We start from the raw sequence: 23,665 nt of genomic DNA on the forward strand, positions 1-23,665 counted from the left end.
TGCTCTCCCGGGTTCACCGCGTCAGCAGCTGCGGCGTCGGGTTGGTTGCCGACGGATTGTTGGAGCCATGCACTTGCGTGTGGCAGTTCATGCAGCTGCGGCCCTGCCACAGTTGCACCACGTTCTTGCCACTGGTGGTGTTGGTGATCAAGGGCTGGACCTGGCCAGGGGCCTTGGTATAGACGCCGGGTTGTCCACCCAAGGCGCCGACGCCACCGGCCACGTGCGGCGTGTGGCAGGACTGGCACAGCATCGGCGGCCGTGACACCAGCATCCCCGGGATCACGCTGCCGTGCGGGTTGTGACAAGTGGCGCAGTTCTCAGCCACTGGCTCATGCTGGTTCACGAACGGCCCGCGCTTGCCGGCGTGGCAGGTGTAGCAGGTCTCGTTCGTGCTGTCCTTCTTCGCGAGTGCAGGCCCGACCGATCCGTGCACGTTGTGGCAGTCGGAGCAGGTCATCTTGCCCTCGGGGATCGGGTGGCGGGAAATCAGGTTGATCTGGGTGCGCTGTGCCTTGTGACAGGTGAAGCACACATCGGCCTGCTCGACCTTGGAGAACACCTTGTCCTTGTTGGTATGGACCTTGTGGCAGCTGTTGCAGGCCAGGTCTTCATTCTGGTGCCGGCTGCCGGTCCAGAGCATCTGCTTGGGGCCCTTCTGGTGGCAATCCTGGCAGACGGCACTGCGCTGCTCGGCGCTCAGCGTGGTCTTCTTGCCATAAATTCGATCCGGCGCCGGCCGGTCCTTCACGCCCTCGGGCTTCTTGACGTGGGTCGGACTGGGTCCGTGGCAGGTGATGCAGGTGGGCGTGCGTTCATTGGTCGCGTCGCCCATGGACCGTTGCGCCAGTTGCTGGGCCGCCGCCGCCATCGGCGGCTTGCGGGTGAACGGGGCATGAGGACCCTGGCTGTTGTCCGGCAGGTCTTCCTCGTCGTGACAACTCACGCACTCTGCCGATGCGTCTCGCGCGGTGACCGCGGAAACAGGCCCGGCCAGCCCCAGCAGGCAAAGCCCAGCAATGACCCACAAACGCTTGATTCGCATTCCAAACCCCTGGTAATTAGAACGACCTCTGACCGAACTCCGTCACTGAGACCCGTCACGAAAAAACGGGAGGGCCCGCAAAAGCCCTCCCGTGATTCGGACCATGCCTGAACTTACTTCTGGCCGTGGACGATGTCCACACCCTTGAAGCCGCCCGGCGAGTGGCAATCGTTGCAGGTCTCACGGGGCAGCGCACCCACTTGAGCCTGGCTCTTGTCACCGAACGCGGACCCGCCGAAGCTGGTCACGTGGCCGATGGCATTGCTCGAATCGTGGCAGGCCGTGCAGGTCGCCGCCTTCGGCGAAATCACGAGCCAGGCATTCGGATCCGACGTGGTGGCGGTGCCACCGACGACCGTCGGCTTGAAGACCACAGAACCGAGCGTGCCGAGATCCTGCTTCCAGGAACCATTGACGTGGCAGGCGTCACAGTTCAGGCCGACCTGCGGATACGCGACTTCAGCACCGTAGTTCTCCACACCACTGGCCAGCACCAGGTTCGGATCACAGATGGGCGCCTTCGACAGCGGATTGGCCGGGTTGCAGAACGCTCCAACCACCTTGTTGGCATGGGTGAACGGATAGAGCCGCTTCGAATTGCCATGGATGCCATGGATCATGCGCTTGAACTGGTAGGGCTCATACAGGCCGCCATTGAGCGTCAGTCCGTTGGTCATCATGTTGCTGGAAGAAGACCGGTTCGGATCATGGCAGACCACGCAGGATTCCACCGTGTTGCGGGCGCCGCTGTGGAACGCGTTGTCCATGCCCGGCGTGTTAGAGCCGGCCGTCGTTCCCAGCGCCCCGTGGCAGACGTTGCACTTGTCGTTCGACACGATCACCCGGCGCGGCTGCAGGCTTCCGTTGCCCAGCACCACATCCTTGTAGGTGTGTTGCATGACTGTGTTGATCAGCGTGGTCGGAACCACCGGCGGCCGCGGATCCGCTGCCGACTTGGCCTGCAGCTTCACTTCCTTGATCTGGCCAATGCTGACCACCCGCGCCGTTCCAAATGGTGCAACCGTATACGTGGTATTGGCCGGAATGGTAATGGCGACCGTGTAGTGGTTCGTGCCATCGTTGGTGCCTTTGTAGGCATAGGCGTTGGCACTATTACCACCATTGTTGTAGGCCGAGAACTCGGTCACCGCCTGGTACTGACCGGCCATGTTCTGATAGGCCAGGTAAAAGCGCAGGTTGCCAAACGTCGTGGTGGTATTGCAGCTGATGCTGGCGCCAGAACCGGAGCACGCCGTTCCGGTCGCAGATACCGTCAGGTCGTACGCCTTGTTGCTATTGGTCGGATCGGACACGAAGTACTTGACCGTCACGGTGCTCGTGCCATTCGGGGTCGCGGACTGCGTGTAGGTGACGTCCTCAATGTTCATCTTGTACTTGGCCGCGTTCTCTTCGTTCTGGTTCCAGTGCACGCGCTCCGGCGACAGCGTCGGGTTGGACGTCGGGTTGTGGCAGGCCACGCACTGGGCGTTGGTCATGGCCAGCGGATTGCCGCCACCGACATAGGTCGTGTGTGCGGTGTTCCAGGCAGAGCCGGGCTTGCTGGCGTGGCAGGTCAGGCAGGCCTCTTTGGACACCTTGGTCTTCCAGTTGTCGCCCTGCGGCGTGTTCGGATTGGAGGCCGTGTGGCACTTGGCACAATTGCGCAGGTCCTGCGGGAAACCGACTTCGGCGTAGTCATGTTTGCTGGCGTTGTAGCCCCAGATCACGTAGTCCTCGCCACCAAGCGTAGCCGGATTCGCCAGCAGCTTGCCCGCGTGGATCTTGTGGATCATCGTGGCCATATTGAGGTTGTTCCCGCTGTTGGCGTCCACGGTGCCCGGGTTGTGGCACATCACGCAGTACTGCGTATCCACCCGGCCGCCGCCATGCAGCGCCAGCTTGTCGTGGCAACCATTGCAGGACGTCACATCGGCCATCTTGCGGGTCTTGGAGGGATCGGTGACGAACACCGATTTGCCGGCGGCATCCACCGTGAAGTCGATGTAGGGATTCACCAGGACTGTTTCACCGGACGCGTTCTTGTAGCTCAGCTGAATGACGACCCGGTGGGTGCGGTCTGGCTCGAATACGACGCCATTCGTCTTTTTCGGATCCCTGATATCGGTCGCGAAGACATAGGAGTAGTACCCGTCGGCGTTGTAAACCAGCTGCGACGCCAGACCCAGAGAAGCCAGGGTCGTGGTGCTCATCTTGGCGTCCGTCGTGGCTTGGGTCGCGGTGGCCATGGCCGGCGTACTGTTCGGGCCGTTGCCCACGTTGTTGGGCGCGGTGGAGGTCGACTCCGTCCGGTAGATGTAGTTCACCCACTGGTCCGGATTTCCATTGGTGCCGGGGACCAGTTTCGCGATGGCAAAACTGACGTTCGACGTGGCCAGGTTGCTGACGACCTTGCCATCGGAGAAAACGGAGAAATTGACCTTGGTCAGACTAGCAGCCGTCGTCGGGCTCGCCGAAGCGGGAACCGTCACAGCGGTTACGCCGGCGCCCTGCACGACGGTGAACGCCGACGACGAATTGCTCGCCGTGTCATTCGCCGGCACGGCGGCGGCCGCGCTGATCTGTTCCTTGACGGAAGCCGTTGGAGGCGTTACCGGCGCATCGCCGCCGCCATCACCACCGCAACCGGCCATGGCGAACGCTACCAGCGCTGCCGAGCCCCACCGGGTCAATGAGATCATCACTTTTTCTCCTTTTTACCCGGATGAACCCGGGGCACCTGCCGAAACCCGAAACATGCCTGTCGTCGAAAGTCAAAGCCTGCCTGTGTGCACCTGGCCCTCGTTCCACACGGGGTGGTGACCGATCTGCCACCACCTGAACGCCAGAACCACGCCATTTACACTTGGGACGGAAGCTTAAACCTTACGGGTTGCAAGGTTACGCTTAAAACAGGCCATTTCCAAATTCATTGAGAAAAATCAATGGAGCCCCCCCCAACGTAAAAGTTGTTGCTTTTCAAGAACGCCTGAACCGAATGGATTGACAACATGCCCCTGATCGTGTTTTCCCATGCCAACAGCTTTCCCGCCAGCACCTACCGTGTGCTGTTCAAGAGCCTGCGCCAACGCGGCTTCACGGTAAAAGCCGTCGAAAGGTTCGGCCATGACCCCGCCTACCCGGTCACGGACAACTGGCCGCACCTCGTGCAGCAACTGGCCGATTTCACCCGTCGCGAGGTGGACAAGGCAGGCGAGCCCGCCTTTCTGGTCGGCCACTCGCTGGGCGGCTTCCTGAGCCTGATGGCCGCCGCCCGCCATCCCGAACTGGCCCGTGGCGTGTTGCTGGTTGATTCCCCCATCCTGGGAGGCTGGCGCGCCTCCACCATGGCGGTGATGAAGCGCACGCAACTGGTCGGTTCGGTGTCACCGGGGCGCGTCAGCCGGGCCCGGCGCAACAGCTGGCCGGATCGCGAAGCGGCGCTGGAACATTTCCGCCACAAAAAGGCCTTTGCGCGCTGGGATCCGCAGGTGCTGGCCGACTATGTGAACCATGGCATGCGCGACGACGGGGGCAAGCGCGTGCTGGCCTTCGATCGCGAGGTAGAGACGCAGATTTACAACACCCTGCCCGACAACCTGGACCGGCTGATCCGGCGCCACCCGCTGAAATGCCCGGTGGCCTTCATTGGTGGCATCCAGTCGCTGGAAATGCAGCAGGTGGGCATGGGCCTGACCGAAAAACTGGTCAAGGGCCGCGTCATGATGCTCGACGGCAGCCACCTCTTTCCGATGGAGAAGCCGCTGGCCACGGCGGCGGCCATCGAGGCCTCGCTGCGCGGCTTCGAAGCGCGCTGAGCCCGCGCCCCTGAAAGATTGGCACCCTGTCAGGGGGCCCAGCTCACCAGGCCGCTCCAAGCCGTGCCCAGCACCACCAGCCCGAAGGCGATGCGGTACCAGGCAAAGGGCACGAAGTTGTGGGTCGAGATGTAGCCTAGAAGCCAGCGCACGCAGATCCAGGCACTCACGAACGAAAACAGCAGGCCGACACCAAACAGCGGCAGGTCGGCCATCGAGAGCAGCGCGCGCTCCTTGTACAGGCTGTAGGCGCCGGCGCCGATCAGCGTGGGAATCGCCAGGAAAAACGAGAAGTCGGTGGCCGCGCGCCGGGACAGGCCCAGCAGCATGCCGCCAATGATGGTGGCGCCGCTGCGGCTGGTTCCGGGGATCATGGCCAGGCACTGCACCAGCCCGACCTTGAGGGCATCCAGCGGCGTCATGCTGTCGAGGTTCTGGATCCGCGCGGCGCTTTGCGGGCGCTTCTCGGCCCACAGGATGATGAAGCCTCCGATGATGAAAGTGCTGGCCACCACGACCGGTGTGAACAGGTGCGCCTTGATCGCCTTGCCGAACAGCAGCCCGAGAATGACCGCGGGAATGAAAGCGATCAGCACATTGACCGTGAAGCGCTGCGCCTGCCGGCTGGTGGGCAGGGCCACGATCGTGTCGTGGATCTTCTTCCAGTACACGATGATCACCGCCAGGATGGCGCCGGTCTGGATCGCGATGTCGAAGACCTTGGCCTTCTCGTCGTCGAAGCCCAACAGCGCGCCCGCCAGGATCAGGTGGCCCGTGGATGAAATCGGCAGGAATTCGGTCAAGCCCTCGACCACACCCATCACGGCAGCTTTGACCAGCAGAACAATATCCACGCGCGCTCCTGAAAAGAGCGGGGATTATCGCCGCCCGGTGACGATACTCACTCGTAGCGCAGCGCCTGGATCGGCAACAGCCTGGAGGCCCGGTGTGCAGGATAGAAACCGAAGAACACGCCGACAAAGGCCGAGAACCCCGCCGCCAGGAAGATCGAGCTCACGCTCATGCTGACCTGCCAGCCGGCAAACTGCCCGACGCTCCAGGTTGCGATGGCGCCCAGCAACACGCCGATGGCGCCGCCGATCAGGCTCAGCGTGACCGCTTCGATCAGGAATTGCGCCAGGATGTCACGGCCCCGTGCGCCCACCGCCATGCGCAGGCCGATCTCACGGGTGCGCTCGGTCACGCTGACCAGCATGATGTTCATGATGCCGATGCCGCCGATCACCAGGCTGATTCCGGCCACGGCAGCCAGCAGCAGCGTCATGATGCGGCTGGACGCCTCCTGTGCCTGCAGGATCTCGGTCAGGTTGCGGATGGCAAACGGGTCTTCCGCGCCCGGCTGCACCTTGAAGCGCTGGCGCAGCAGCTCCTTGATGCCCTCTTCGGCGGCCTTCATGCTATGGCCCTCACGCACCTTGACGCTGATGGAGCCGATGCGCTTGAGCTTGCCGCCGGTACCGCCCTGGATGCGGTTGCGGTAGGTGGAGATCGGCACGATGACGACGTCGTCCTGGTCCTGCCCCATCGAGTTCTGCCCTTTCTTGGACAGCACGCCGATGACGGTGACAGGGATCTTCTTGACCCGGATCACCTGGTCCAGCGGATCCACATCTCCGAACAGCTCGCGCGCCACGGTCTGGCCGATGATGGCCACCTTGGCCGATCCCTGGATGTCGGCGGCGTCGAAAGCCCGCCCGTCCGACAGCGCCCATTCGCGCGCTTCGAGGTAGTCGTTGGTGGTCCCAAAGATCGAGGTGCTCCAGTTGGTGTTGCCCGCCACCACCTGCGCGCCGGTGCGTGAGCTCGGCGCGGCCACCTGCACCTCGGGCACCTCCCGGGCGATGGCCAGCGCGTCTTCCTCGGTCAGGCCCTGGCCGGTCTGCGCACCCAGGCGCACGCCCCCGGCCGTGATGCCGCCGGGGATGACCAGCATGATGTTGGAGCCCAGGCCCTTCATCTGCTCCTGCACGCGCTGGGTGGCGCCGCTGCCCACAGCGATCATGGTGATGACCGCCGCCACGCCGATGATGATGCCCAGCATGGTGAGGATGGAGCGCAGGGTGTTGGCAGCCAGCGCGCGCAGGGCAATGCGGAAGGGGGCGAAGAAATTCATGGCGCGGCTCCCTGAGCCCATAAATTGGGGTCAGACTCCAATTTCTCCGCGATCCCGCCGCGATGGCCCGGCTGCCGCACGTCCTCGACGATCTGGCCGTCGCGAAACACCAGCTTGCGCCGCGCCCAGGCGGCGATGTCGCTCTCGTGCGTAACGATCACCACGGTCATGCCCTGCGAATTGAGCTCGGTCAGCAGCGTCATGATGTCTTCGCTGGTCCGGGTGTCGAGCGCGCCCGTCGGCTCGTCGGCCAGGATCAGCGGCGGGTTGTTCACCAGCGCCCGCGCAATGGCCACGCGCTGCTGCTGCCCGCCCGAAAGCTCGGACGGGGTGTGGCCGGCGCGCTCGCCCAGGCCCACGCGCTCCAATGCCGCCATCGCCATGGCGCGACGCTGGGCCGATTTCAGGCCGGCATAGACCATCGGCAGCTCCACGTTTTCCAGCGCGCTGGTGCGCGGCAACAGGTTGAACTGCTGGAAGACGAATCCGATGCGGCGGTTGCGGATGGAGGCCAGCTGGTCCTGCGCCAACCCCTCCACCTCCTCGCCAGCCAGCCGGTATTCGCCGGAGGTGGGCAGATCCAGGCAACCCAGGATGTTCATCAGCGTCGATTTGCCCGAGCCGGATGCCCCCATGATGGCCACGAAATCGCCGGCGTCGATGTCCAGCGAGACGCCCCGCAGCGCATGCACCGTCATGTCGCCCATGGTGTAGGTCTTGACCAGGTCGCGCGCCTCGATCAGCGGGGTGCCCGCAGCGGGCTTCGCGAGGGCGTTCGGTGGCGGCGTGGCGTCGGGCATGGCGTGCAATTCGCTGTGCTCAGAACGGCATGCGCGGGCCGGTCGTGGCCGGCTTCGGCTGCGCGGACCCCGGCGTGACCGTGCCGGTGATGACCACGGCGCCTTCCTTCAGCACGGTGGCCTCGGGCGAACCTGCCGGCACGATCAGCTCGGTGCTGGTGCCATCGGTGATGCCCAGGCGCACGTTGTAGGCCACGGGCTTGCCGTCCTCGCCCAGCAGGTAGATGCGTCCGCGCGTGTTCTGCCGACTGGCGGCCTGCGCCACCAGCGCGGCATATTTCGGCTTCTGCTCGGGGGTCAGCACATCGCCGATGCGGGCGCGGATGTCGGCCATGATGCGGTCGCGGGCCTTGGGCCGCTCCTCGGCCGGCAGGTCGCGCAGCGTGGCGAATTTCGGCCTGGACTCGGCATAAATGGCATCGACCTTCTCCACCTGGGCTGGCGTCAGGGCCAGCTCGGCGACCAGTCGGTTGCGGAACTCGGTGGCCGCATTGGCGCCGGGGGCGCCCGGTGCGGCGGGAGCGGGCGGCGCCGCGCCAGCACCCGGACTGGCTGCGTTCGCGCCGGGGGCGGGGGCGGCGGCCATGGGAGCTGCCGGCGCCGCAGGCACCGTGCCAGCCGCGAGCGGCGCGGCAGGGGCCTGCGAGCCCGTTGCCGGGGCGCTGGCGGCGCTGACGGGAGGCGTTCCAGCCGCTACAGGCGCATTTTTTGGATCTTTTTTGCCACTTCCCAGCGCCGATTGGTCACTATTAGCTATATTTTTTGAAGCGACTGCCGCGCTCGCCGAAGGGGCCTGCGCGGCCGGACGAGGACCGGACGAGGCGGCTTGGGCCTGCAGGGCCTCGTATTTGCTCTTCTGTGCCGGCGTCAGCATGGCGGTGATCTTGCTGCGCATCTCGGCGCTGACCTTCTCCCGGGCCGCCGCACGCTCCTCTTCGGGCAGATCGCGCAGGGCCATGAACTTCGGCCGCAGTTCGGCGCTGATCGCGTCAAGCCTGGCCTGTTGGTCGGCATCGAGCTGCAGCTCGCTCACCAGGCGCTCGCGCAGTGCCGCAAAACCGCCGCCACCACCAGCCGGCTGGGCCACAGCCTGGCTGAACCAGGTCCAGCCGCCGGCGCTGCCGGTGCTGGTCGACGCGGGTGCCGAGGCGCCCGATGCCGCGCCCTGGGCGGGCGCCGCCGGCTCCACCCCGGCGATGCGCACCCGCAGCGCTGCGTTGGGCACCTTCAGCACGTTCTCCCGCGACTCGGTCACGATGCGCACATTGGCCGTCATGCCGGGCACCAGGCGATCGCCCACGTTGGAAAAACCCACCACCGCGACATAGGTCACCACGTTGGCGACGTTCTGCGCCGCCTTGCGCACCTGGCGCACCGAGCCCTCGAAGGTCTGGCCCGGAAACGCATCCACCGTGAAGGAGGCCTTCTGCCCGGTGCGGATGCGGCCCACATCCGACTCGTCGATGCTGGCGTCCACCTGCATGTCGCTGAGGTTCTGGGCGATCACGAACAGCTCTGGCGCCTGCAGGCTGGCGGCCACCGTCTGGCCCTTTTCGATGGCGCGCTTGATCACGATGCCGTCCACCGGAGAGGTGATGCGGGTGCGCTGCAAGTCCACCCGGGCCTGGGCCAGCGCCGCCTCGCGCTGGGCCACGTTGGCCTGGGCGGTCTTGATCTGGGCCTCGGTCACGCCGGCCTGCGCCTGCGCCAGCTTGAGCGACTCCGTGGTGGTGTTGACCAGGGCGCGCGCCTTGTCGGCCTCGCTCTGGGCGATGAACTGCTTCTCCACCAGGCTCTGCTTGCGATCGAAGTCGCGCTGGGCCTCGTTCAGGTCGACTTGCGCGCGGGAGATGCTGGCGCGGCTGGCCAGCGCGTTGGCCTGCGCCGTCATCACCGCAGCCCGCGCGGCATCCACGTCGGCCTGGGCCGAGCGCACGCGGTACTCGAAGGTCTCCGGATCGATCACTGCGATCAGCTGGCCCGCCTTGACGAGCGAGTTGAAATCGACGTAAAGCTCCTTGATCTGGCCCGACACCTGCGTGCCCACCGAGACCTGGGTCACCGGATTCACCGCGCCACTGGCCGACACGGTGGCCAGAAGGGACCCGCGCTCGATCTTGCCGGTGCGGTACTGCACGTCCGCCGCACTGTCGCGCTGGGTCCACCACCAGGCGCCGCCGCCCGCCAGCGCCAGCGCCACCGCGCCGGCGATCAGGTAAGTCTTTTTCATGCCAACGATTGTAGGAAAGCTGCCTCCCTGCGCCATGGCCCACGGGGACAGTCTGTGTAAAGAACCGGCAAATCCGCGGCCGCCATCCGGTCAACTGGCGCCCGTTTCCCGCATTTCGCGCCGCCTCGGCGCATTTCGTCGCATCCCGATGGCCGCAAGCCGCGGCGGCCGGCACAGTTCGCCCATCGCCCCAATGAACACCCAACCGGAGCCCACCATGCAACTCACCCCCGTCATCGCCATCCACATGACCGCTGCCTTGGGCGCGCTGGTCACCGGCCCCATCGCCCTGTGGGCGCGCAAGGGCGCCGCCCAGCGGCCCCGCCTGCACCGAGCCTTCGGCTACGCCTGGGTCACGCTGATGCTGGCCACGGCCATCTCGGCGCTGTTCATCCGCGATTTCAGCCTGCCCAACCTCGCCGGCTACACCCCGATCCACTTGCTGGTGCCGGTCACGCTCTTTGGCCTGTTCGGCGCCTTCTGGTTTCTGGCCAAAAAGAACATCGTTGGCCATCGCAAGACCATGCAGAGGCTGTATTTCCAGGCCTGCATCGGCGCCGGCGTCTTCACCCTGCTGCCCTCGCGCTACCTCGGCCAGCTGGTCTGGGGCCAGTGGCTGGGTCTGACCTGAATCCGCCAGCACCCGCTCGCCTGTCCTAAACCACCCCGTCAACCCCTCAAAGGAATCCTCATGTTGCTCCAGATCCTCGCCAACACCCCGAAGTGGGTCTTCGCCCTGTTCGCCGCCCTGCTCTGGCTCGGCCTCAACCAGCTGCTGACCCGTCGGCTCGGGCTGTCGCGCATCACCCTGCTGGCCGTCGGCATGGCCGCCTTCTCGTTCTACGGCACGGTGTCCGCCTTCTCCGCTGTGCCGACCGCCCTGTTCGCCTGGATGGCCGGTGCGGTTGCCGTGCTCCTGATCCTGTTCAACCGTCCCGTACCCGCCGGCACGGTTTATGACGCGACCAGCCGCCGCTTCACCGTGCCCGGCAGCGCCGTGCCGCTGGCGCTGATGATGGGCATCTTCTTCACCAAGTACGCGGTCGGCGTTGCGCTGGGGATGCACCTTGTGCAGGCGAACGACATGAGTTTTGCGCTACCGGTCAGCGCGCTGTACGGCGCCTTCAGCGGCGTGTTCGCGGCCCGTGCCGCCCGCCTGTGGCGCCTGGCCATGGCGCAGGAGCGCCAACTCCTGGCCAACCCGGCCTGATCGATCCACCGCACCAGTTCTTCCCCATTCTTTGAAAGGAGCTTCGTCATGTCACACCTTCACGCTTCCGCCCTGCCCTCGCGCACTGTCCTTGTCGGCGACGATGCGTCCCTGGAAGCCACCGCCCGCCGGCGCGCCGGTGCCCGCATGGGCTGGTATGTGCACGCGATGGTCTACCTGGCCGTCAACACCGTGCTGATGCTGGTCTCGTTCAGTACCGGGCGCAACTGGGCCATATTCCCCGCGCTGGGCTGGGGCCTGGGTCTGCTGCTGCACGGCCTCGGTGTGTGGCTGTCACTGGGCGGCGGCGGGCTGCAGCAACGGCTGATCGACCAGGAGCGGGCCCGCCTGTCCAGCCAGCGCGACCCCTGGTAAACCGGAATTCATGATGCACGCCCGCCTTCGCTCCTGCCTCGCCACCATCCTGGCGCTGCTCGGCACCCTGGCCCACGCCAGCATGGGTCTGACGGAATTGCCCGGCCTGAAGGGCGACGGCCCGGTGACGGTGTTCTATGCGTCCGACAGCCCGGCCGCCCCCGTGGCGCGCGGGCCGTTCAACCCCAGCGTGGCCTGGAATGGCCGGGCCATCGCCGGCAACCGGCGCCTGATCGTCTTGTCTCACGGCTCCGGCGGCGCCCCCTGGGTCCACACCGACCTGGCGCAGGCGCTGGTCGACGCCGGCTTCATGGTCGCCCTGCCCGAGCACCGCGGCGACAACTACAAGGACACCTCCGCACCCGGCCCCGAAAGCTGGAAACAGCGGCCCGCGGAGGTCTCGCGCGCCATCGATGCGGTGGCGCGGGACGCACGGTTTGCGCCGCTGCTGGACCTGAACAAGGTGGGGGTCGTGGGCCAGTCCGCCGGCGGCCACACGGCGCTGAGCCTGGCCGGCGGCCGCTGGTCATCCGCGCGCTTTCTGCGGCACTGTGAGGCCCACATCTCCGAGGACTTCAATGCCTGCGTCGGCACGTTCACCTTGCTGAACGGCGGCCTTTTCGATGGCATGAAGACGTCAGTGGCCATGGGCGTGCTGCGCCAGCGCTTCGACGACGAGACGCTGGTCGAACACCATGACCCGCGCATCGCCGCCGCGGTGGCCGGCGTACCAGCTGCGGCCGACTTCGACCCGGCATCGCTGGCCCAGCCGCGCATCCCGCTGGGCCTGGTCACCGCCGGCCGCGACCGCTGGCTCATGCCGCGCTGGCACAGCGATGCCGTGCTGCGCGCGTGCACCCCATGTGTGTGGATCGCCCACCTGCCGGATGGCGGCCACAGCATCCTCTTGTCGCCGCTGCCGCCAGCCGCCGTGCTGGGCGAAGTGGAAGGCCAGCTGCTCGCCGATCCGCCGGGCTTCAGCCGCAGCCAGCTTCCCGAGGTCGACCGCCAGATCGCCTCGTTCTTCCGCCTGCATCTGCTGCCCTGACGACTCACAACCGATTACAAGGCCGACCGCAAGGCCACGATCATGCTGAGCACGCTCTTTCTCCTCGTTGCCCTGCTGGCCGCCTAGAATCATCCGCACCCTTCCAAGAAGCCCACCATGACCTCTCCCCTCTCCCCCGAACAACTCGAACGGCTGGCACGCAAACGCGCCGGCGCCAAACTCGGCTGGTACGTACACGCCACGGTCTATGTGCTGGTCAATCTGGTGTTTTTCGGGATGTCGCACTACGGCTTCGGCAGCCGCCCGTGGTCGGTATTTCCGTTGCTGGGCTGGGGCCTGGGCCTGACGCTGCACGGCATTTCGGTCTTCATGCTGGGTACCGGCGGCGGCCTGCGCGAGCGCCTGGTGCAAAAGGAGCGCGAGCGCCTGCAGCGCCAGCAGGGCCCTGGCGGCACGCCGTGAAAATCGACCTGATCTCCAAGCTGCAGCATCTGCTGCAGGTCATGGCCTTCTGCCTGGGGGTGGCCACGCTGCAGGTCATCTTCATGCCTGAGCGGCCGTGGGCGCCGCCGGTGGCCTATTCGCTGGCCATCGGCCTGTTCACCTGGGCGATCATCGACCTCGGCCGCCACCTGTTTCCCTCAGCGGCGGAAACCGGTTGGCCCTCGGGCGTGGCCGGGCCGCTGCTGGTGGCCGGTGGCATCGCCGTGGGCTATCTGCTGGGCAATGCGCTGGCCGACCTCGGCTGCCGCACGTTTGGCTGGTACGCCGGCGCGCCGCCGGTGGACCGTGCGGTGGAACTGCGCAACTCGATCCTGATCACCGTGCTGGCCGGCGTTGTCGGCAGCTACTACTTCTATGCGGCCAGCAAGAGCGCCTACCTGGAACGCAAGATGGTGGAGGCCGGCCGCCAGGCCAGCGAAGCGCGCTTGAAGCTGCTGGAGACGCAGCTGGAGCCGCACATGCTGTTCAACACGCTGGCCAACCTGCGCGCGCTGATCGGCATCGACCCGCCCCGCGCCCAGATCATGCTGGACCACATGAACCGCTACCTGCGCGCCACGCTCAGCGGCTCGCGTGCCACCGCCCACCCGCTGTCGGCCGAGTTCGCGCGGCTGGAAGACTACCTGGCGCTGATGGCCATCCGCATGGGCCCGCGCCTGGGCAGCACGCTGGAACTGCCCGACGCGCTGCGCGACGTGCCCGTTCCGCCGCTGCTGCTGCAGCCGCTGGTGGAAAACGCCATCCGCCACGGGCTGGAGCCCCAGGTGGACGGTGGCCACATCACCGTGCGTGCGCAAGCTGAAGGCGCCGGCCTCCTGCTGGAAGTGGCCGACACCGGCGCGGGCTTCGACCCCGCTGCGCCGGCCACCACCGGTGGCAGCCGCTTCGGCCTGGCGCAGGTGCGCGAGCGCGTGGCCACCGCCTACGACGGCCGCGGCCAGGTGGATCTGCAGTCCGCGCCCGGACAGGGCACGGTGATCCGCATCCACCTTCCGGCACCGAACCCCGCCACCTAAGACACCACCACAGGGACGCTCATCATGGATTGGGATGCCATCGTCATCGGCTCCGGCATCGGCGGGCTCACCGCCGCCGCCGCGCTGGCCCGCTGCGACCTGCGTGTGCTGGTGCTGGAACAGCATTTCGTGCTGGGCGGCATGACACAGACTTTCGAGCGGCAGGGCTTTCGCTTCGGCACCGGGCTGCACTACATCGGCGGTGTCGGCCCGCAGAGCGGCGCGGCAGGCAGCTTTGGCCGGCTCCTGGGCTGGCTGGGCGACGGCAGCCTGCAGTTTGCCCCGCTGCCCAAGCACTTCGACACCGTGCGCCTGAACGATCCGTCACAGCCGGGCGGCGAGTTCAGCTTCAGCTTTGGCGCACCGGAGTCGGACAACATCACGCGCCTGAAGGCGCTGTTTCCGGAAGAAGCTGCCGCGCTGGAGCGTTACGCGCAGGATTTCCGCAAAGCCACCCGCGCCGCCATGCAAGCCTACCCCCTGCATGGCCTGCCCAGGCCGGCCGCCACGCTGATGGGCTGGGTGCGCGGCGGTGCGCTGCGTGAGGCCGCGAAAACCACCGTGGCGCAGGCCGTGGCCGAGATCAAGAACCCCATCCTGCGCCAGCTGCTGGCCGCGCGCGGCGGCGACTACGGCCTGCCCCCGGTCGAGGCGCCGCTGATGCTTCACGCCGCCGTGCTGGGCAGCTACACCCACGGCGCCTGGTACCCGGTGGGCGGGCCGCAGCGCTTTGCCGAAAGCCTGGGCGCCACCGTCCGGGCCGCCGGCGGCGAGCTGCGCACCTCGGCCACCGTGGCCGGCATCGAAATGGAGCGCGGGCGCGCCTGCGGCGTGCGGCTGCAGTCGGGCGAGGTCGAGCGCGCGCCGGCCATCGTCTCGGCCATGGGTGCGGCCAACACGGCCCGAGCCCTGCCGCGCGAGGCCGCACCCGGCTGGCAGGCCGAAATCGCCACCTTCAAGCCCAGCGGCACCTACGTGGCGCTGTTTCTGGGTTTTGAGGGCGACATCCGCGATGCGGGCATCAACGGCGCCAACCACTGGATCTACGAAACCCCGGCCGGGCCCGACGCGCTGGACTGGAACGACCCCACCGACACCGACGCGCCCTCGGTGTTCGTCTCCTTCGGCTCGGTCAACGACCCGGCGCACAGCGGCGGCTTCACGGCCGAACTGCTCGCGCCCTGCGGCTGGGAGGTGTTCGAGCGCTGGAAGGATTCGCACCTTGGCGCGCGGCCCGAGGATTACGAAGCCACCAAGTCGTGGATCGAGGAGCGCCTGCTGGCACAGTTCAAACGCCTGTTCCCCGCGCTGGCCGACCGCATCGTGTTCCACGAGCTGGCCACGCCCCTGTCGCACGCCGCCTACGCCAACGCCCCGCGCGGCGCCATGTACGGCCTGCGCATGACGCCCGAGCGCCTGCTCGACCCCGCGCTGCACGTGCGCACGCCGGTGCCGGGCCTGTTTCTGGGCGGGCAGGACGTGACCAGCCTGGGCATCCAGGGCGCGGCCATGGGCGGCTTCATGGCCGCGGCCTCGATCGAGCCGCGCCTGTGGAAACAGATGTCCCGCTGAAGGCCCGCCGCATGAACGCACCCGCCCCCACCGCCCTGATCGCCGAAGACGAACCCCTGCTGGCCGCCGCGCTACAGGCCGAACTGGCGCGGGCCTGGCCCGAGCTGAAGGTGGTGGCCAGCGTGGGCGACGGCTTGTCGGCCGTGAAGCAGGCGATGGCGCTGGCGCCCGACGTGCTGTTTTTCGACATCCGCATGCCGGGGTTGTCCGGGCTGGAGGCCGCCGCCGAGCTGGCCGACCAGTGGCCACCGGCCGACGCGCCGGACCGTGCCTTTCCGGCGCTGGTGTTTGTCACCGCCTACGACGAATACGCGGTGCAGGCCTTCGAGGCGCAGGCCGTGGACTACCTGCTCAAGCCCGTGCAGGCCGCCCGTTTGCAAAAAACAGTGGAAAAATTGCGCAAAGCCAGCGCGAAACGGTCAGTTTCAGCTATCGAAACTGAAGCAGCCATGGAGCCCATGCTGGAGCGTCTGCGTGGCCTGCTGGCGGCCGAAGGGGGCGGCGCCGCACCGCGCCTGAGCGTGATCGCCGCCAGCCTGCCCGGTGCACTGGGCGCGTCCATCCGCATGGTGCCGGTGGACGAGGTGCTGTATTTCGAGGCGGCCGACAAGTACCTGCGCGTGCTCACCGCCGGTGCCGAATACCTGATCCGCACCCCGCTGAAGGAGCTGATCGCCCAGCTGGACCCCCAGGTGTTCTGGCAGATCCACCGCGGCACCGTGGTGCGGGCCAGCCTGATCGATACCGTGACCCGCGACGAGGCCGGAAAGCTGAGCCTGAGCCTGCGCGGGCGGCCCGAGCGCCTGGCCGTCAGCCGGTTGTACGCCCACCTGTTCCGCGCCATGTAAAGCAATCGGCCCGGCATTCACCGGGCCCGCTGCGGGCTATTCAGCGAGCGCGCCGCTCAGGGACCATAGCCCACCGTGGCGGCCGGGCCCACCCCATAGGCGCCGGGGGCGTAATAAGGCACCGGGCGCGGGCCGTGTTGGTGATGGCGATAGCCGTAGGCATACGGCCGCACCACCGGGCGGTAGACCACGGGTGCCACCACGCGCGGGCGGTAGTACACCGGCGCAGGCGCCGCATAAACCGGAGCCGGCTGGACATAGACCGGCGCCGATTGCACATAAGCCGGCGCGCCGTAGACGGGGCCCCCATAGACCGAGCCACCGTAGACGGCCGGCGCATTGGCCACGCCCACTTGCACGCCGGGTGCCGCGACACCCACCGACCAGTACACATTGCTGCCCGCCTGGGCTGCGCCGGCGGCCGCCCATGCGGCGACGCCGACCGCCGCGATCATGCCGGCGCGGACGCCCTGGCGGCGAAGGGAAGAAAGAAGGTTGAAGCGCATGTCAGTCTCCTGGAAATTGCGCACCACCGACAGGATGGCAGGTGGGCGTACCGGTCTAACGCGGCACCCTACGATCTGGTTGGCTTCTGTTGCGTGAAGGCCGTTGCCAGATGTAACGCCGGCCCCCCGCCCCCTAAAATGAACCCATGAGCGCCCCCACCGACAAAAACACCGCCGCCGAAGCCCCCAAAGTCAGCAACTTCCTGCGCCAGATCATCGAGAACGACCTGGAAAAAGGCACCTATGCCACCCGCCACTGGGCCGGCAGCCCGGGCGACGCCGCCCACCAGGCCACGGGCGTGCCGGACCCGGCGAAGATCCGCACCCGTTTTCCGCCCGAGCCCAACGGCTACCTGCACGTGGGCCATGCCAAGAGCATCTGCCTGAACTTTGGCCTGGCGCGCGACTACGGCGGCGTGTGCCACATGCGCTTTGACGACACCAACCCCGAGAAGGAAGACACCGAATACGTCAACTCCATTCTCGACGCGGTGCAGTGGCTGGGCTTCAGCTGGGATTCCACCTTCAACGGCCAGACCGAGCACCACCTCTACCAGGCCAGCGACTACTTCGACTTCATGTACCGCGCGGCGGAGTACCTCATCGAAGCCGGCCACGCCTACGTGGACGAGCAGACGCCCGAAGAAATGCGCGCCAACCGCGGCGACTTCGGCAAGCCCGGTGTGGACAGCCCCTTTCGCACCCGCAGCCCCGCCGAGAACCTGCGCATCTTCCGCGGCATGCGCGACGGCCACTACGAGGACGGCGCGATGGTGCTGCGCGCGAAGATTGACATGGCCAGCCCCAACATCAACATGCGCGACCCGGCCATCTACCGCATCCGCCGGGCTACCCACCACAACACCGGCGACAAATGGTGCATCTACCCGATGTACACCTACGCCCACCCCATCGAAGACGCGCTGGAGCAGATCACCCACAGCATCTGCACGCTGGAGTTTGAAGACCAGCGCCCGTTCTACGACTGGCTGCTCGACCGCCTGTGCGAAGGCGGCCTGCTGGCGCAGCCGCACCCGCGCCAGTACGAATTTGCGCGCCTGAACCTCACCTATGTGATCACCAGCAAACGCAAGCTGGCGCAGCTGGTGTACGACCAGAAGGTCAGCGGCTGGGACGACCCGCGCATGCCCACCATCGTGGGCCTGCGCCGGCGCGGCTACACGCCCGAGGCGCTGCAGCTGTTTGCCGAGCGCATCGGCGTGACCAAGAGCGACAGCTGGATCGACTACAGCACCCTGGAAGGCTGCCTGCGCGAAGACCTGGAAAACAAGGCCCACCGCGGCATGGCCGTGCTGGACCCGGTGAAACTGGTGCTGACCAACTGGGGCGAAGTCTTTGGCAGCGACGCCTACCTGGAAGACTGCATCCAGCCGGCCCTGCCCCACAGCGCCCTGGCCGAAGGGCAAACCCCACCGCCCGAGCGCGTGTTCAAGATCGGCCGCGAGGTTTGGATCGAGCGCGAAGACTTTGAAGAAGTGCCACCCAAGGGCTACAAGCGCCTGTTCCCCGGCAACATCGTGCGCCTGAAAGGCGGCTACGTCATCGAATGCACCGGCGTGGGCGCCAAGGATGCCGACGGCAAAGTCACCGAAGTGCACGCCAAGGTCATTGCCGACACCAAGAGCGGCACCCCCGGCGCCGACCGCGTGAAAGCCAAGGCCGCCATCACCTGGGTGGGCGTGGCCGACGGCGTGCAGGCCGAAGTGCGCCTGTACGACCGCCTGTTCAAGGACGTCCAGCCCGACGCCGGCGGCAAGGACTTCCTGGAAAGCCTGAACCCCGACAGCCTGAAAGTGGTGACCGCCTACGTCGAGCCCTCACTGGCCGCCGCCAGGCCGGACGAGAAGTTCCAGTTCGAGCGCTTCGGCTACTTCGTGGCCGACCGCCAGGACCACGGGGTGGGGGGCAAGGCGGTGTTCAACCGGGTGACGGGGTTGAAGGATTCGTGGGGGAAGTAATAAGTAATAAGCCACCACCCAATTAGAGGCCTGCAATCACTCAAATTGCAGGCCTTTTTTTCATCTCAAGAGCTACTTCCCCCCACTCAAGCCCGTCGAATCCCGATCAACTACCGATTGACCAGAAATTCTCCTCTGATAGCGCACAACCATTTTCGTTACATCAGGATCACCAACCCGAGACTCTGCTCTCTTTAGCAATTTCATTGCCTCATCAAATACCTCATGTGACCCCGTCAATTTAAAGGTCTCAATGCCAAGCTCACAGTAGGCACCGAGTACATACTTATTTGTCTCGTATCGCACAACAGCACCGCTTGCCAATTCCCTTGCCTGTTGCAGTATCACCATGCGATCCTCTTGAGCAAGGCCAGGCGTTTCAGTCGCACGAGCTATCATTAGGAGAATTCGGTACCGCGCCGTTGGAGCCTCCTTCCCGAAGTCCTTTTCAAATATTCTAATTTCAGACTCAGCCTTCTCAAACTCCCCGAGATCGATTAAGTTCCTTATCAACCGATGTCGAGGCACACGCTCCCCCGGAGCTATAGACATCATTCTCCGCAGCAACTGATTCTGGACAGATTTATCCGGTATCACAGACAAACCCGATTCGATATTACACAACTCACGAATGGTGCGGATTTCAATATCAAATGTAGGCGATATATGATCTATCACACGTCCAAACAATTCGATCAACTTATCAAGATCATAAAATTTATACTTTGCAACAATTCCTGCAATTACATTATGGCGAACTCGCCATCCATAAACACCCTCGCGAGGATTCACATCATACTCAGTAATGATATCCGCAAGGCCTGAGAGCAAAGCAGATATTGCATTAGCCTGCAATCCCAGTATTCGCATCACCAATTGTCGATGCACACGAATGCCAGCATACTCCATTGCAGCAACATATCGATATATATCCTGATTATCGACAGATAAGGTTCCATATTCCCGCAGGATGATGTCATCGTATTTTTCCGAGGCGAAAATATTCTTCATACAAACAAACATGTCCGCTTCACAGCGATCTATCAACCGTCGCCGCCTCTCGTACCGAGAAAAGCCGCCAAAACCTGATTCGACAAGTGAGCGCAACTCCGGAACAGTCTCCACCAGAGTTAGCAAGTTATCGATCTCCTTTGAACTAAGCTGCGAAATATAAAATTCACTCCCCATGGAGAACATGGTCGGCGTCTTAACTCGAGGCCCCCAGTGACTGCGCGTCGAGGTAAAAATCAACTTGAAGTTTGTGCACCCCTCAGAAGCCAAACGATCAACCAGCTCATTCACTTCGTACAAATGTGTGTGCGCGTCATCTATTAGGAGCGCGCCCATCTTAGACTGGATTTTCAGCCGTTTTGCAATCTCCACCCATGCCCTCTCATTTAGCGGGTGTTCTCCTTTATGCTCCCAACAATCGTATCCTCTCCCACGCAATTTCAAGAGCACTTGGCGGGCGGCCGTTGTCTTTCCGACTCCACTCGCACCTAAAAGTACGGCCACAAATTTTTCTGAATCAGAATAGTACTCGGTAATCTCACCGGCAACAACACGGTCAAACGTAAGACCGCCCGAGATATCGCTGTAGTTTGCAGGCCACCCATTAAAAACAGCACTTGCGTTAGCCTGCTCGGGCTTCAACTCGTCATCAATTGACTTAGTCCCGGGTCGCAGTACGACCTGCGAATCCAGAAGATCTCCGGACCGAGATTGAGCAGGGGCATGATCCTGGGCCTTCAAGGCTAACGCTGCAATGAAATCATCAAGGCCTCCATAAGCGACCCGCACACCTCGACTCTCCAAGAGTTGTGCCCTGTTTTCATCTCGCTCGTACAACAGCAAACCAATCCTTCCTTGATTGTGCATTTTTTGGTTGATTGCAATACTTCGCTGTATAACATCTCTTAAATCCTGATCAGCCAAAGATTGACCAATTATCAAAACACGCACACCCGGCGATATATCCGCCTTTAAGCGATCATACAAGACCTCACGATACTCTTCGGTTAAATCGTAATCTCCATCCGTGATTATAATTCGAGAAAGACTACCATCCACAACATCCTTGTCAATCGTTCCATGAATCTTGAATAATTTTGCCGCATTTGGATCCGACTGAACTGTAAAATCAAAATTCGAAGAAAACACCTTGATAGAGCGTCCGGCACGCTTATAGGCATCCTCTACTATCTCATCATAATTTGTCGTGAATATCGACTTCCATCCATACAAAGGCAGGTTCAATATTGAACCCTTAGCACGCAAGCCGGAAAAACGCTTACGCACAATAGAAATCACATCCTGCCGACTGCGTTTTTGCTCAGCCAACCCCGAGATTTCTCGCAAATTCAACCCACCGGATTCAATTCTGAATTCCTGAGATATATCCTGCACCAAATCAGCAACCGATGGCGCACCTGAAGGAACCGAAGCACCTGCTCCGAAAACAAGGACAGTCTGCCCCGGATTAATATCGCCAATTAACTCCAAAAGACTGACCGGCATAGTTCCTCCAAGATTTGCAATATAGAAATCATCCATTAGAAATCGGGATCAAGGCTTGCGTTTTGCCTATACGCGCGCAGCGAATTTCCCGTCCCCACTCGCCCCAATCACCAACCGCTGCGTCGCCCGCGTAGCCCCCACATAAAACAGCCGCGCTTCCTCGCGCTCGTCTTCACCCTCGGCGGGCATGTGGCCCGCACCCACCAGCGCCACCACGGGGAACTCCAGCCCCTTGCTGGCGTGCAGGGTCATGATCTTGATGGTGTCGGCGGCGGGGTCAAAGTCGCCCGCGCGCTTGCGCACCTGATGCGGCAGGTGCCGGCGGCGCAGCACGTCGGCGCACAGGTCCATCTCGCTGTAATGGCGGCACAGCACGGCCATGTCACCCCAGGCATGGCCCTCCTGGTGCGCGGCGGCCAGCAGGTCGGCCACTTGCCAGGCTTCTTCGCGCAGCGTGGGCAGGCGGATGATGATGGGCGCTTCGCCCTCGCGCCCGCAGCTCACGGGCTTGAGCAGGGGCACGCCGTCGTCATCCTGGTCTTCGGCGGTCAGCAGGTCTGCAGCCACCAGGCTGGCGGTCTGCAGGATCTGCCTGGTGTTGCGGTAGTTGATCTTGAGGATGGTGGTGCGCCCCTGTGCCTGGATGCCCACGCTCTTGAAGCTGAAGTTCTTCTTCTGCGCACGCTCGTAGATGCTTTGCGCGTCGTCATACAGCACCAGCAGGCTGTTGGTGGCGGGGTCCACCATCTGCACCACCAGCTTCAGCCATTCGGGCGCAAAGTCGTGGCCCTCGTCGATCAGCACGGCCTGGTATTGCCCGCTGGGGATCTGGCGGCGGTCCACGCCGGTGATGACGAGCTGCACCATCTCGGCCATTTTGTCGGTGACGGACTGGTTGTTGGCGGGCATCTCCTGCCCGTATGCCTTCAGCTGCGCGTAGCACCACTTGTGAAAGTGCACCGCGTGCACGCGCTCGGCAATGCCCTTGGCCGCCACCACGCTGGCCAGTTGCCGGGCCAGCGGTTCGTTGTAGCAAAGGATGAGCACGGGCTTGCTGGCCGCGGTGGCCGCCTTGGCCAGGTGCTCGGCGCGGTAGCCCAGCAGCATGGTCTTGCCCGAGCCAGCCACGCCGTGGATGACGCGGTGGCCGTCGCCCAGGCTGCGCGCCAGCTGCTCTTGCTGCAGGTCGAGCACGCGCATGATGCTGGGCAGCTCGGCGTTGGCGTCGGTTTCGTCAAACAGCGCGTCCTGCGTGGGCACGCGCACCTCGGGAAACATGATCCAGCGCACGCGGTCCAGCTGCGGCAGCGACATCACGCCGCCCATCATGAAGGGGAACATGTCCCACAGGCGGCTTTGCAGCGCCTCGGGCTCCACCGATTCGAGCATTTCGTCCTGGCAGACCACGCGGTGCGGCTCCAGCGCGTGGTGCAGCTCGGCCTTGTCAAACTGCGCGCGGGTGATGTTGGGCAGCACCACGCCGTAGCTCCACGGAAACGCCAACTTGCCCTGGTGGCGGCCAGCGGGCTGCACGAGCTGCGGGTCGCGTTCCAGCGCGTGGACCACCTGGTGCGCGTACTGCCGCGCCTGCTCCAGCGGGCTGGGCAGGGTTTTGGGGCCGGTTTCGGTGTGGATGTCCCAGGTCTGCGGGTTGGCCTGGATGAGGGTGGAAAGCCGCCAGTCCTTCACCTCCAGGATCAGGATGCCCCGGCGCGGGTGCATCACCACAAAGTCAGGATGCTGGTGCCGCGGGCCCACGGCCACGTCGTACCAGAGCAGGTAGTCCGCATCGAGCTTTTGCTCCAGCCGTTCCGCCACGCGCCTCTCGCCGCTGGTCATGCGCGAAACGCAACTCCCCAATGCCGGTATCAATGTGGCCATCGCCCGTCTCTCTTGTTGTCATTCCCTGGGCCGCATCATGCCAAGAAACGTAACGGGGTTGAAACAGGCACGACCGGGGGTCCACGCGGACTATCAACTTTGATAGCGACTGATGACCATTTCGCGATGGGGTTGGGCAGTTTTTTCGGTTCTCTTCTGTTTCGGGTGGCACGCAACATTCTGATGGAGGTCAGGCGAGAGGGCGTGCTTTCTGAAGCGGATTG

19 protein-coding genes are annotated in these 23,665 nt (G+C 64.5%); 10 read left to right on the forward strand and 9 right to left on the reverse strand.

Annotation, left to right across the window (positions count from 1 at the left end; translation table 11 throughout):
* Positions 1-13 precede the first annotated feature (13 nt).
* Both ACMUOY_RS15080 and ACMUOY_RS15085 read right to left on the reverse strand, forming a co-directional pair.
* Positions 14-1,045, reverse strand: coding sequence for a DmsE family decaheme c-type cytochrome (locus tag ACMUOY_RS15080; protein WP_413893555.1), 1,032 nt, complete (start codon positions 1,043-1,045; stop codon positions 14-16).
* A 113-nt stretch (positions 1,046-1,158) separates the two neighbouring features.
* On the reverse strand, positions 1,159-3,744 hold the full coding sequence (locus ACMUOY_RS15085) for an OmcA/MtrC family decaheme c-type cytochrome (protein ID WP_413893556.1): 2,586 nt from the start codon (positions 3,742-3,744) through the stop codon (positions 1,159-1,161).
* Between the two features lie 309 nt (positions 3,745-4,053).
* Between ACMUOY_RS15085 and ACMUOY_RS15090 the strand changes: the two genes are divergently transcribed.
* Positions 4,054-4,860 carry an alpha/beta hydrolase gene (locus ACMUOY_RS15090; RefSeq protein ID WP_413893557.1) on the forward strand — a complete coding sequence of 269 codons (807 nt, stop codon included), beginning with the start codon at positions 4,054-4,056 and terminating at the stop codon, positions 4,858-4,860.
* Positions 4,861-4,889: 29 nt separating this feature from the next.
* Here the strand turns inward: ACMUOY_RS15090 and ACMUOY_RS15095 are convergent, their stop codons facing one another.
* From ACMUOY_RS15095 to ACMUOY_RS15110, 4 genes are read right to left on the reverse strand one after another with little or no spacing between them, the layout of a single operon-like run.
* The gene (locus ACMUOY_RS15095; RefSeq protein WP_413893558.1) at positions 4,890-5,714 is read right to left on the reverse strand and encodes an undecaprenyl-diphosphate phosphatase; all 825 of its coding nucleotides are present in this window, start codon (positions 5,712-5,714) and stop codon (positions 4,890-4,892) included.
* A 47-nt stretch (positions 5,715-5,761) separates the two neighbouring features.
* The gene (locus tag ACMUOY_RS15100) at positions 5,762-6,994 is read right to left on the reverse strand and encodes an ABC transporter permease (protein ID WP_413893559.1); all 1,233 of its coding nucleotides are present in this window, start codon (positions 6,992-6,994) and stop codon (positions 5,762-5,764) included.
* Entirely contained in the window at positions 6,991-7,794 is an 804-nt protein-coding gene (locus tag ACMUOY_RS15105; RefSeq protein ID WP_413893560.1) for an ABC transporter ATP-binding protein, read from the reverse strand. Before ACMUOY_RS15105 ends, ACMUOY_RS15100 begins: the two co-directional genes overlap by 4 nt.
* Positions 7,795-7,813: 19 nt before the next feature.
* Entirely contained in the window at positions 7,814-10,024 is a 2,211-nt protein-coding gene (locus tag ACMUOY_RS15110; protein ID WP_413893561.1) for an efflux RND transporter periplasmic adaptor subunit, read from the reverse strand.
* 217 nt (positions 10,025-10,241) lie between these two features.
* Between ACMUOY_RS15110 and ACMUOY_RS15115 the strand changes: the two genes are divergently transcribed.
* From ACMUOY_RS15115 to ACMUOY_RS15150, 8 genes are all read left to right on the forward strand, one after another.
* Positions 10,242-10,655: a DUF2306 domain-containing protein gene (locus tag ACMUOY_RS15115; RefSeq protein WP_413893562.1), complete on the forward strand. Its 414-nt coding sequence runs from the start codon at positions 10,242-10,244 to the stop codon at positions 10,653-10,655.
* A gap of 60 nt (positions 10,656-10,715) precedes the next feature.
* Complete coding sequence (locus tag ACMUOY_RS15120) at positions 10,716-11,234, forward strand: DUF6622 family protein (RefSeq protein ID WP_413893563.1); 519 nt, start codon at positions 10,716-10,718, stop codon at positions 11,232-11,234.
* A gap of 48 nt (positions 11,235-11,282) precedes the next feature.
* Positions 11,283-11,609, forward strand: a complete 327-nt coding sequence (locus tag ACMUOY_RS15125) for a 2TM domain-containing protein (RefSeq protein WP_413893564.1) — start codon at positions 11,283-11,285, stop codon at positions 11,607-11,609.
* A gap of 13 nt (positions 11,610-11,622) precedes the next feature.
* On the forward strand, positions 11,623-12,657 hold the full coding sequence (locus ACMUOY_RS15130) for an alpha/beta hydrolase family protein (protein ID WP_413893565.1): 1,035 nt from the start codon (positions 11,623-11,625) through the stop codon (positions 12,655-12,657).
* Between the two features lie 117 nt (positions 12,658-12,774).
* Positions 12,775-13,080 (forward strand): 2TM domain-containing protein, encoded by a 306-nt coding sequence (locus ACMUOY_RS15135; RefSeq protein WP_413893566.1) that lies wholly within the window; start codon positions 12,775-12,777, stop codon positions 13,078-13,080.
* On the forward strand, positions 13,077-14,138 hold the full coding sequence (locus tag ACMUOY_RS15140; RefSeq protein WP_413893567.1) for a sensor histidine kinase: 1,062 nt from the start codon (positions 13,077-13,079) through the stop codon (positions 14,136-14,138). The genes ACMUOY_RS15135 and ACMUOY_RS15140 overlap by 4 nt, the downstream gene beginning before the upstream one ends.
* Before the next feature lie 24 nt (positions 14,139-14,162).
* Positions 14,163-15,710 carry a phytoene desaturase family protein gene (locus ACMUOY_RS15145; protein ID WP_413893568.1) on the forward strand — a complete coding sequence of 516 codons (1,548 nt, stop codon included), beginning with the start codon at positions 14,163-14,165 and terminating at the stop codon, positions 15,708-15,710.
* Between the two features lie 11 nt (positions 15,711-15,721).
* Positions 15,722-16,558 (forward strand): LytR/AlgR family response regulator transcription factor, encoded by an 837-nt coding sequence (locus tag ACMUOY_RS15150; protein WP_413893569.1) that lies wholly within the window; start codon positions 15,722-15,724, stop codon positions 16,556-16,558.
* A gap of 56 nt (positions 16,559-16,614) precedes the next feature.
* Here the strand turns inward: ACMUOY_RS15150 and ACMUOY_RS15155 are convergent, their stop codons facing one another.
* Positions 16,615-17,064 (reverse strand): hypothetical protein, encoded by a 450-nt coding sequence (locus ACMUOY_RS15155; RefSeq protein WP_413893570.1) that lies wholly within the window; start codon positions 17,062-17,064, stop codon positions 16,615-16,617.
* A gap of 146 nt (positions 17,065-17,210) precedes the next feature.
* On the opposite strand from ACMUOY_RS15155, the gene ACMUOY_RS15160 reads away from it, so the two are divergent.
* The gene (locus tag ACMUOY_RS15160) at positions 17,211-19,043 is read left to right on the forward strand and encodes a glutamine--tRNA ligase/YqeY domain fusion protein (protein ID WP_413893571.1); all 1,833 of its coding nucleotides are present in this window, start codon (positions 17,211-17,213) and stop codon (positions 19,041-19,043) included.
* 72 nt (positions 19,044-19,115) lie between these two features.
* On the opposite strand, the gene ACMUOY_RS15165 is transcribed toward ACMUOY_RS15160, so the two are convergent.
* The gene (locus ACMUOY_RS15165) at positions 19,116-21,596 is read right to left on the reverse strand and encodes an SIR2 family protein (protein WP_413893572.1); all 2,481 of its coding nucleotides are present in this window, start codon (positions 21,594-21,596) and stop codon (positions 19,116-19,118) included.
* A 30-nt stretch (positions 21,597-21,626) separates the two neighbouring features.
* A complete protein-coding gene (locus ACMUOY_RS15170; RefSeq protein WP_413893573.1) occupies positions 21,627-23,441 on the reverse strand; it encodes a 3'-5' exonuclease in 1,815 nt (604 codons plus the stop codon).
* Positions 23,442-23,665 lie beyond the last annotated feature (224 nt).

Source organism: Candidatus Skiveiella danica, from assembly GCF_022705245.1.
Lineage (GTDB): Bacteria > Pseudomonadota > Gammaproteobacteria > Burkholderiales > Burkholderiaceae_C > Skiveiella > Skiveiella danica.

What these genes read in the sequence shown, in the direction of transcription:
- ACMUOY_RS15080 (WP_413893555.1), bottom strand. Translation starts at nt 1,045, where the DNA reads ATGCGAATCAAGCGTTTGTGGGTCATTGCTGGGCTTTGCCTGCTGGGG.
- ACMUOY_RS15085 (WP_413893556.1), bottom strand. Translation starts at nt 3,744, where the DNA reads ATGATCTCATTGACCCGGTGGGGCTCGGCAGCGCTGGTAGCGTTCGCC.
- ACMUOY_RS15090 (WP_413893557.1), top strand. Translation starts at nt 4,054, where the DNA reads ATGCCCCTGATCGTGTTTTCCCATGCCAACAGCTTTCCCGCCAGCACC.
- ACMUOY_RS15100 (WP_413893559.1), bottom strand. Translation starts at nt 6,994, where the DNA reads ATGAATTTCTTCGCCCCCTTCCGCATTGCCCTGCGCGCGCTGGCTGCC.
- ACMUOY_RS15105 (WP_413893560.1), bottom strand. Translation starts at nt 7,794, where the DNA reads ATGCCCGACGCCACGCCGCCACCGAACGCCCTCGCGAAGCCCGCTGCG.
- ACMUOY_RS15110 (WP_413893561.1), bottom strand. Translation starts at nt 10,024, where the DNA reads ATGAAAAAGACTTACCTGATCGCCGGCGCGGTGGCGCTGGCGCTGGCG.
- ACMUOY_RS15115 (WP_413893562.1), top strand. Translation starts at nt 10,242, where the DNA reads ATGCAACTCACCCCCGTCATCGCCATCCACATGACCGCTGCCTTGGGC.
- ACMUOY_RS15120 (WP_413893563.1), top strand. Translation starts at nt 10,716, where the DNA reads ATGTTGCTCCAGATCCTCGCCAACACCCCGAAGTGGGTCTTCGCCCTG.
- ACMUOY_RS15125 (WP_413893564.1), top strand. Translation starts at nt 11,283, where the DNA reads ATGTCACACCTTCACGCTTCCGCCCTGCCCTCGCGCACTGTCCTTGTC.
- ACMUOY_RS15130 (WP_413893565.1), top strand. Translation starts at nt 11,623, where the DNA reads ATGCACGCCCGCCTTCGCTCCTGCCTCGCCACCATCCTGGCGCTGCTC.
- ACMUOY_RS15135 (WP_413893566.1), top strand. Translation starts at nt 12,775, where the DNA reads ATGACCTCTCCCCTCTCCCCCGAACAACTCGAACGGCTGGCACGCAAA.
- ACMUOY_RS15145 (WP_413893568.1), top strand. Translation starts at nt 14,163, where the DNA reads ATGGATTGGGATGCCATCGTCATCGGCTCCGGCATCGGCGGGCTCACC.
- ACMUOY_RS15150 (WP_413893569.1), top strand. Translation starts at nt 15,722, where the DNA reads ATGAACGCACCCGCCCCCACCGCCCTGATCGCCGAAGACGAACCCCTG.
- ACMUOY_RS15155 (WP_413893570.1), bottom strand. Translation starts at nt 17,064, where the DNA reads ATGCGCTTCAACCTTCTTTCTTCCCTTCGCCGCCAGGGCGTCCGCGCC.
- ACMUOY_RS15160 (WP_413893571.1), top strand. Translation starts at nt 17,211, where the DNA reads ATGAGCGCCCCCACCGACAAAAACACCGCCGCCGAAGCCCCCAAAGTC.
- ACMUOY_RS15165 (WP_413893572.1), bottom strand. Translation starts at nt 21,596, where the DNA reads ATGGATGATTTCTATATTGCAAATCTTGGAGGAACTATGCCGGTCAGT.
- ACMUOY_RS15170 (WP_413893573.1), bottom strand. Translation starts at nt 23,441, where the DNA reads ATGGCCACATTGATACCGGCATTGGGGAGTTGCGTTTCGCGCATGACC.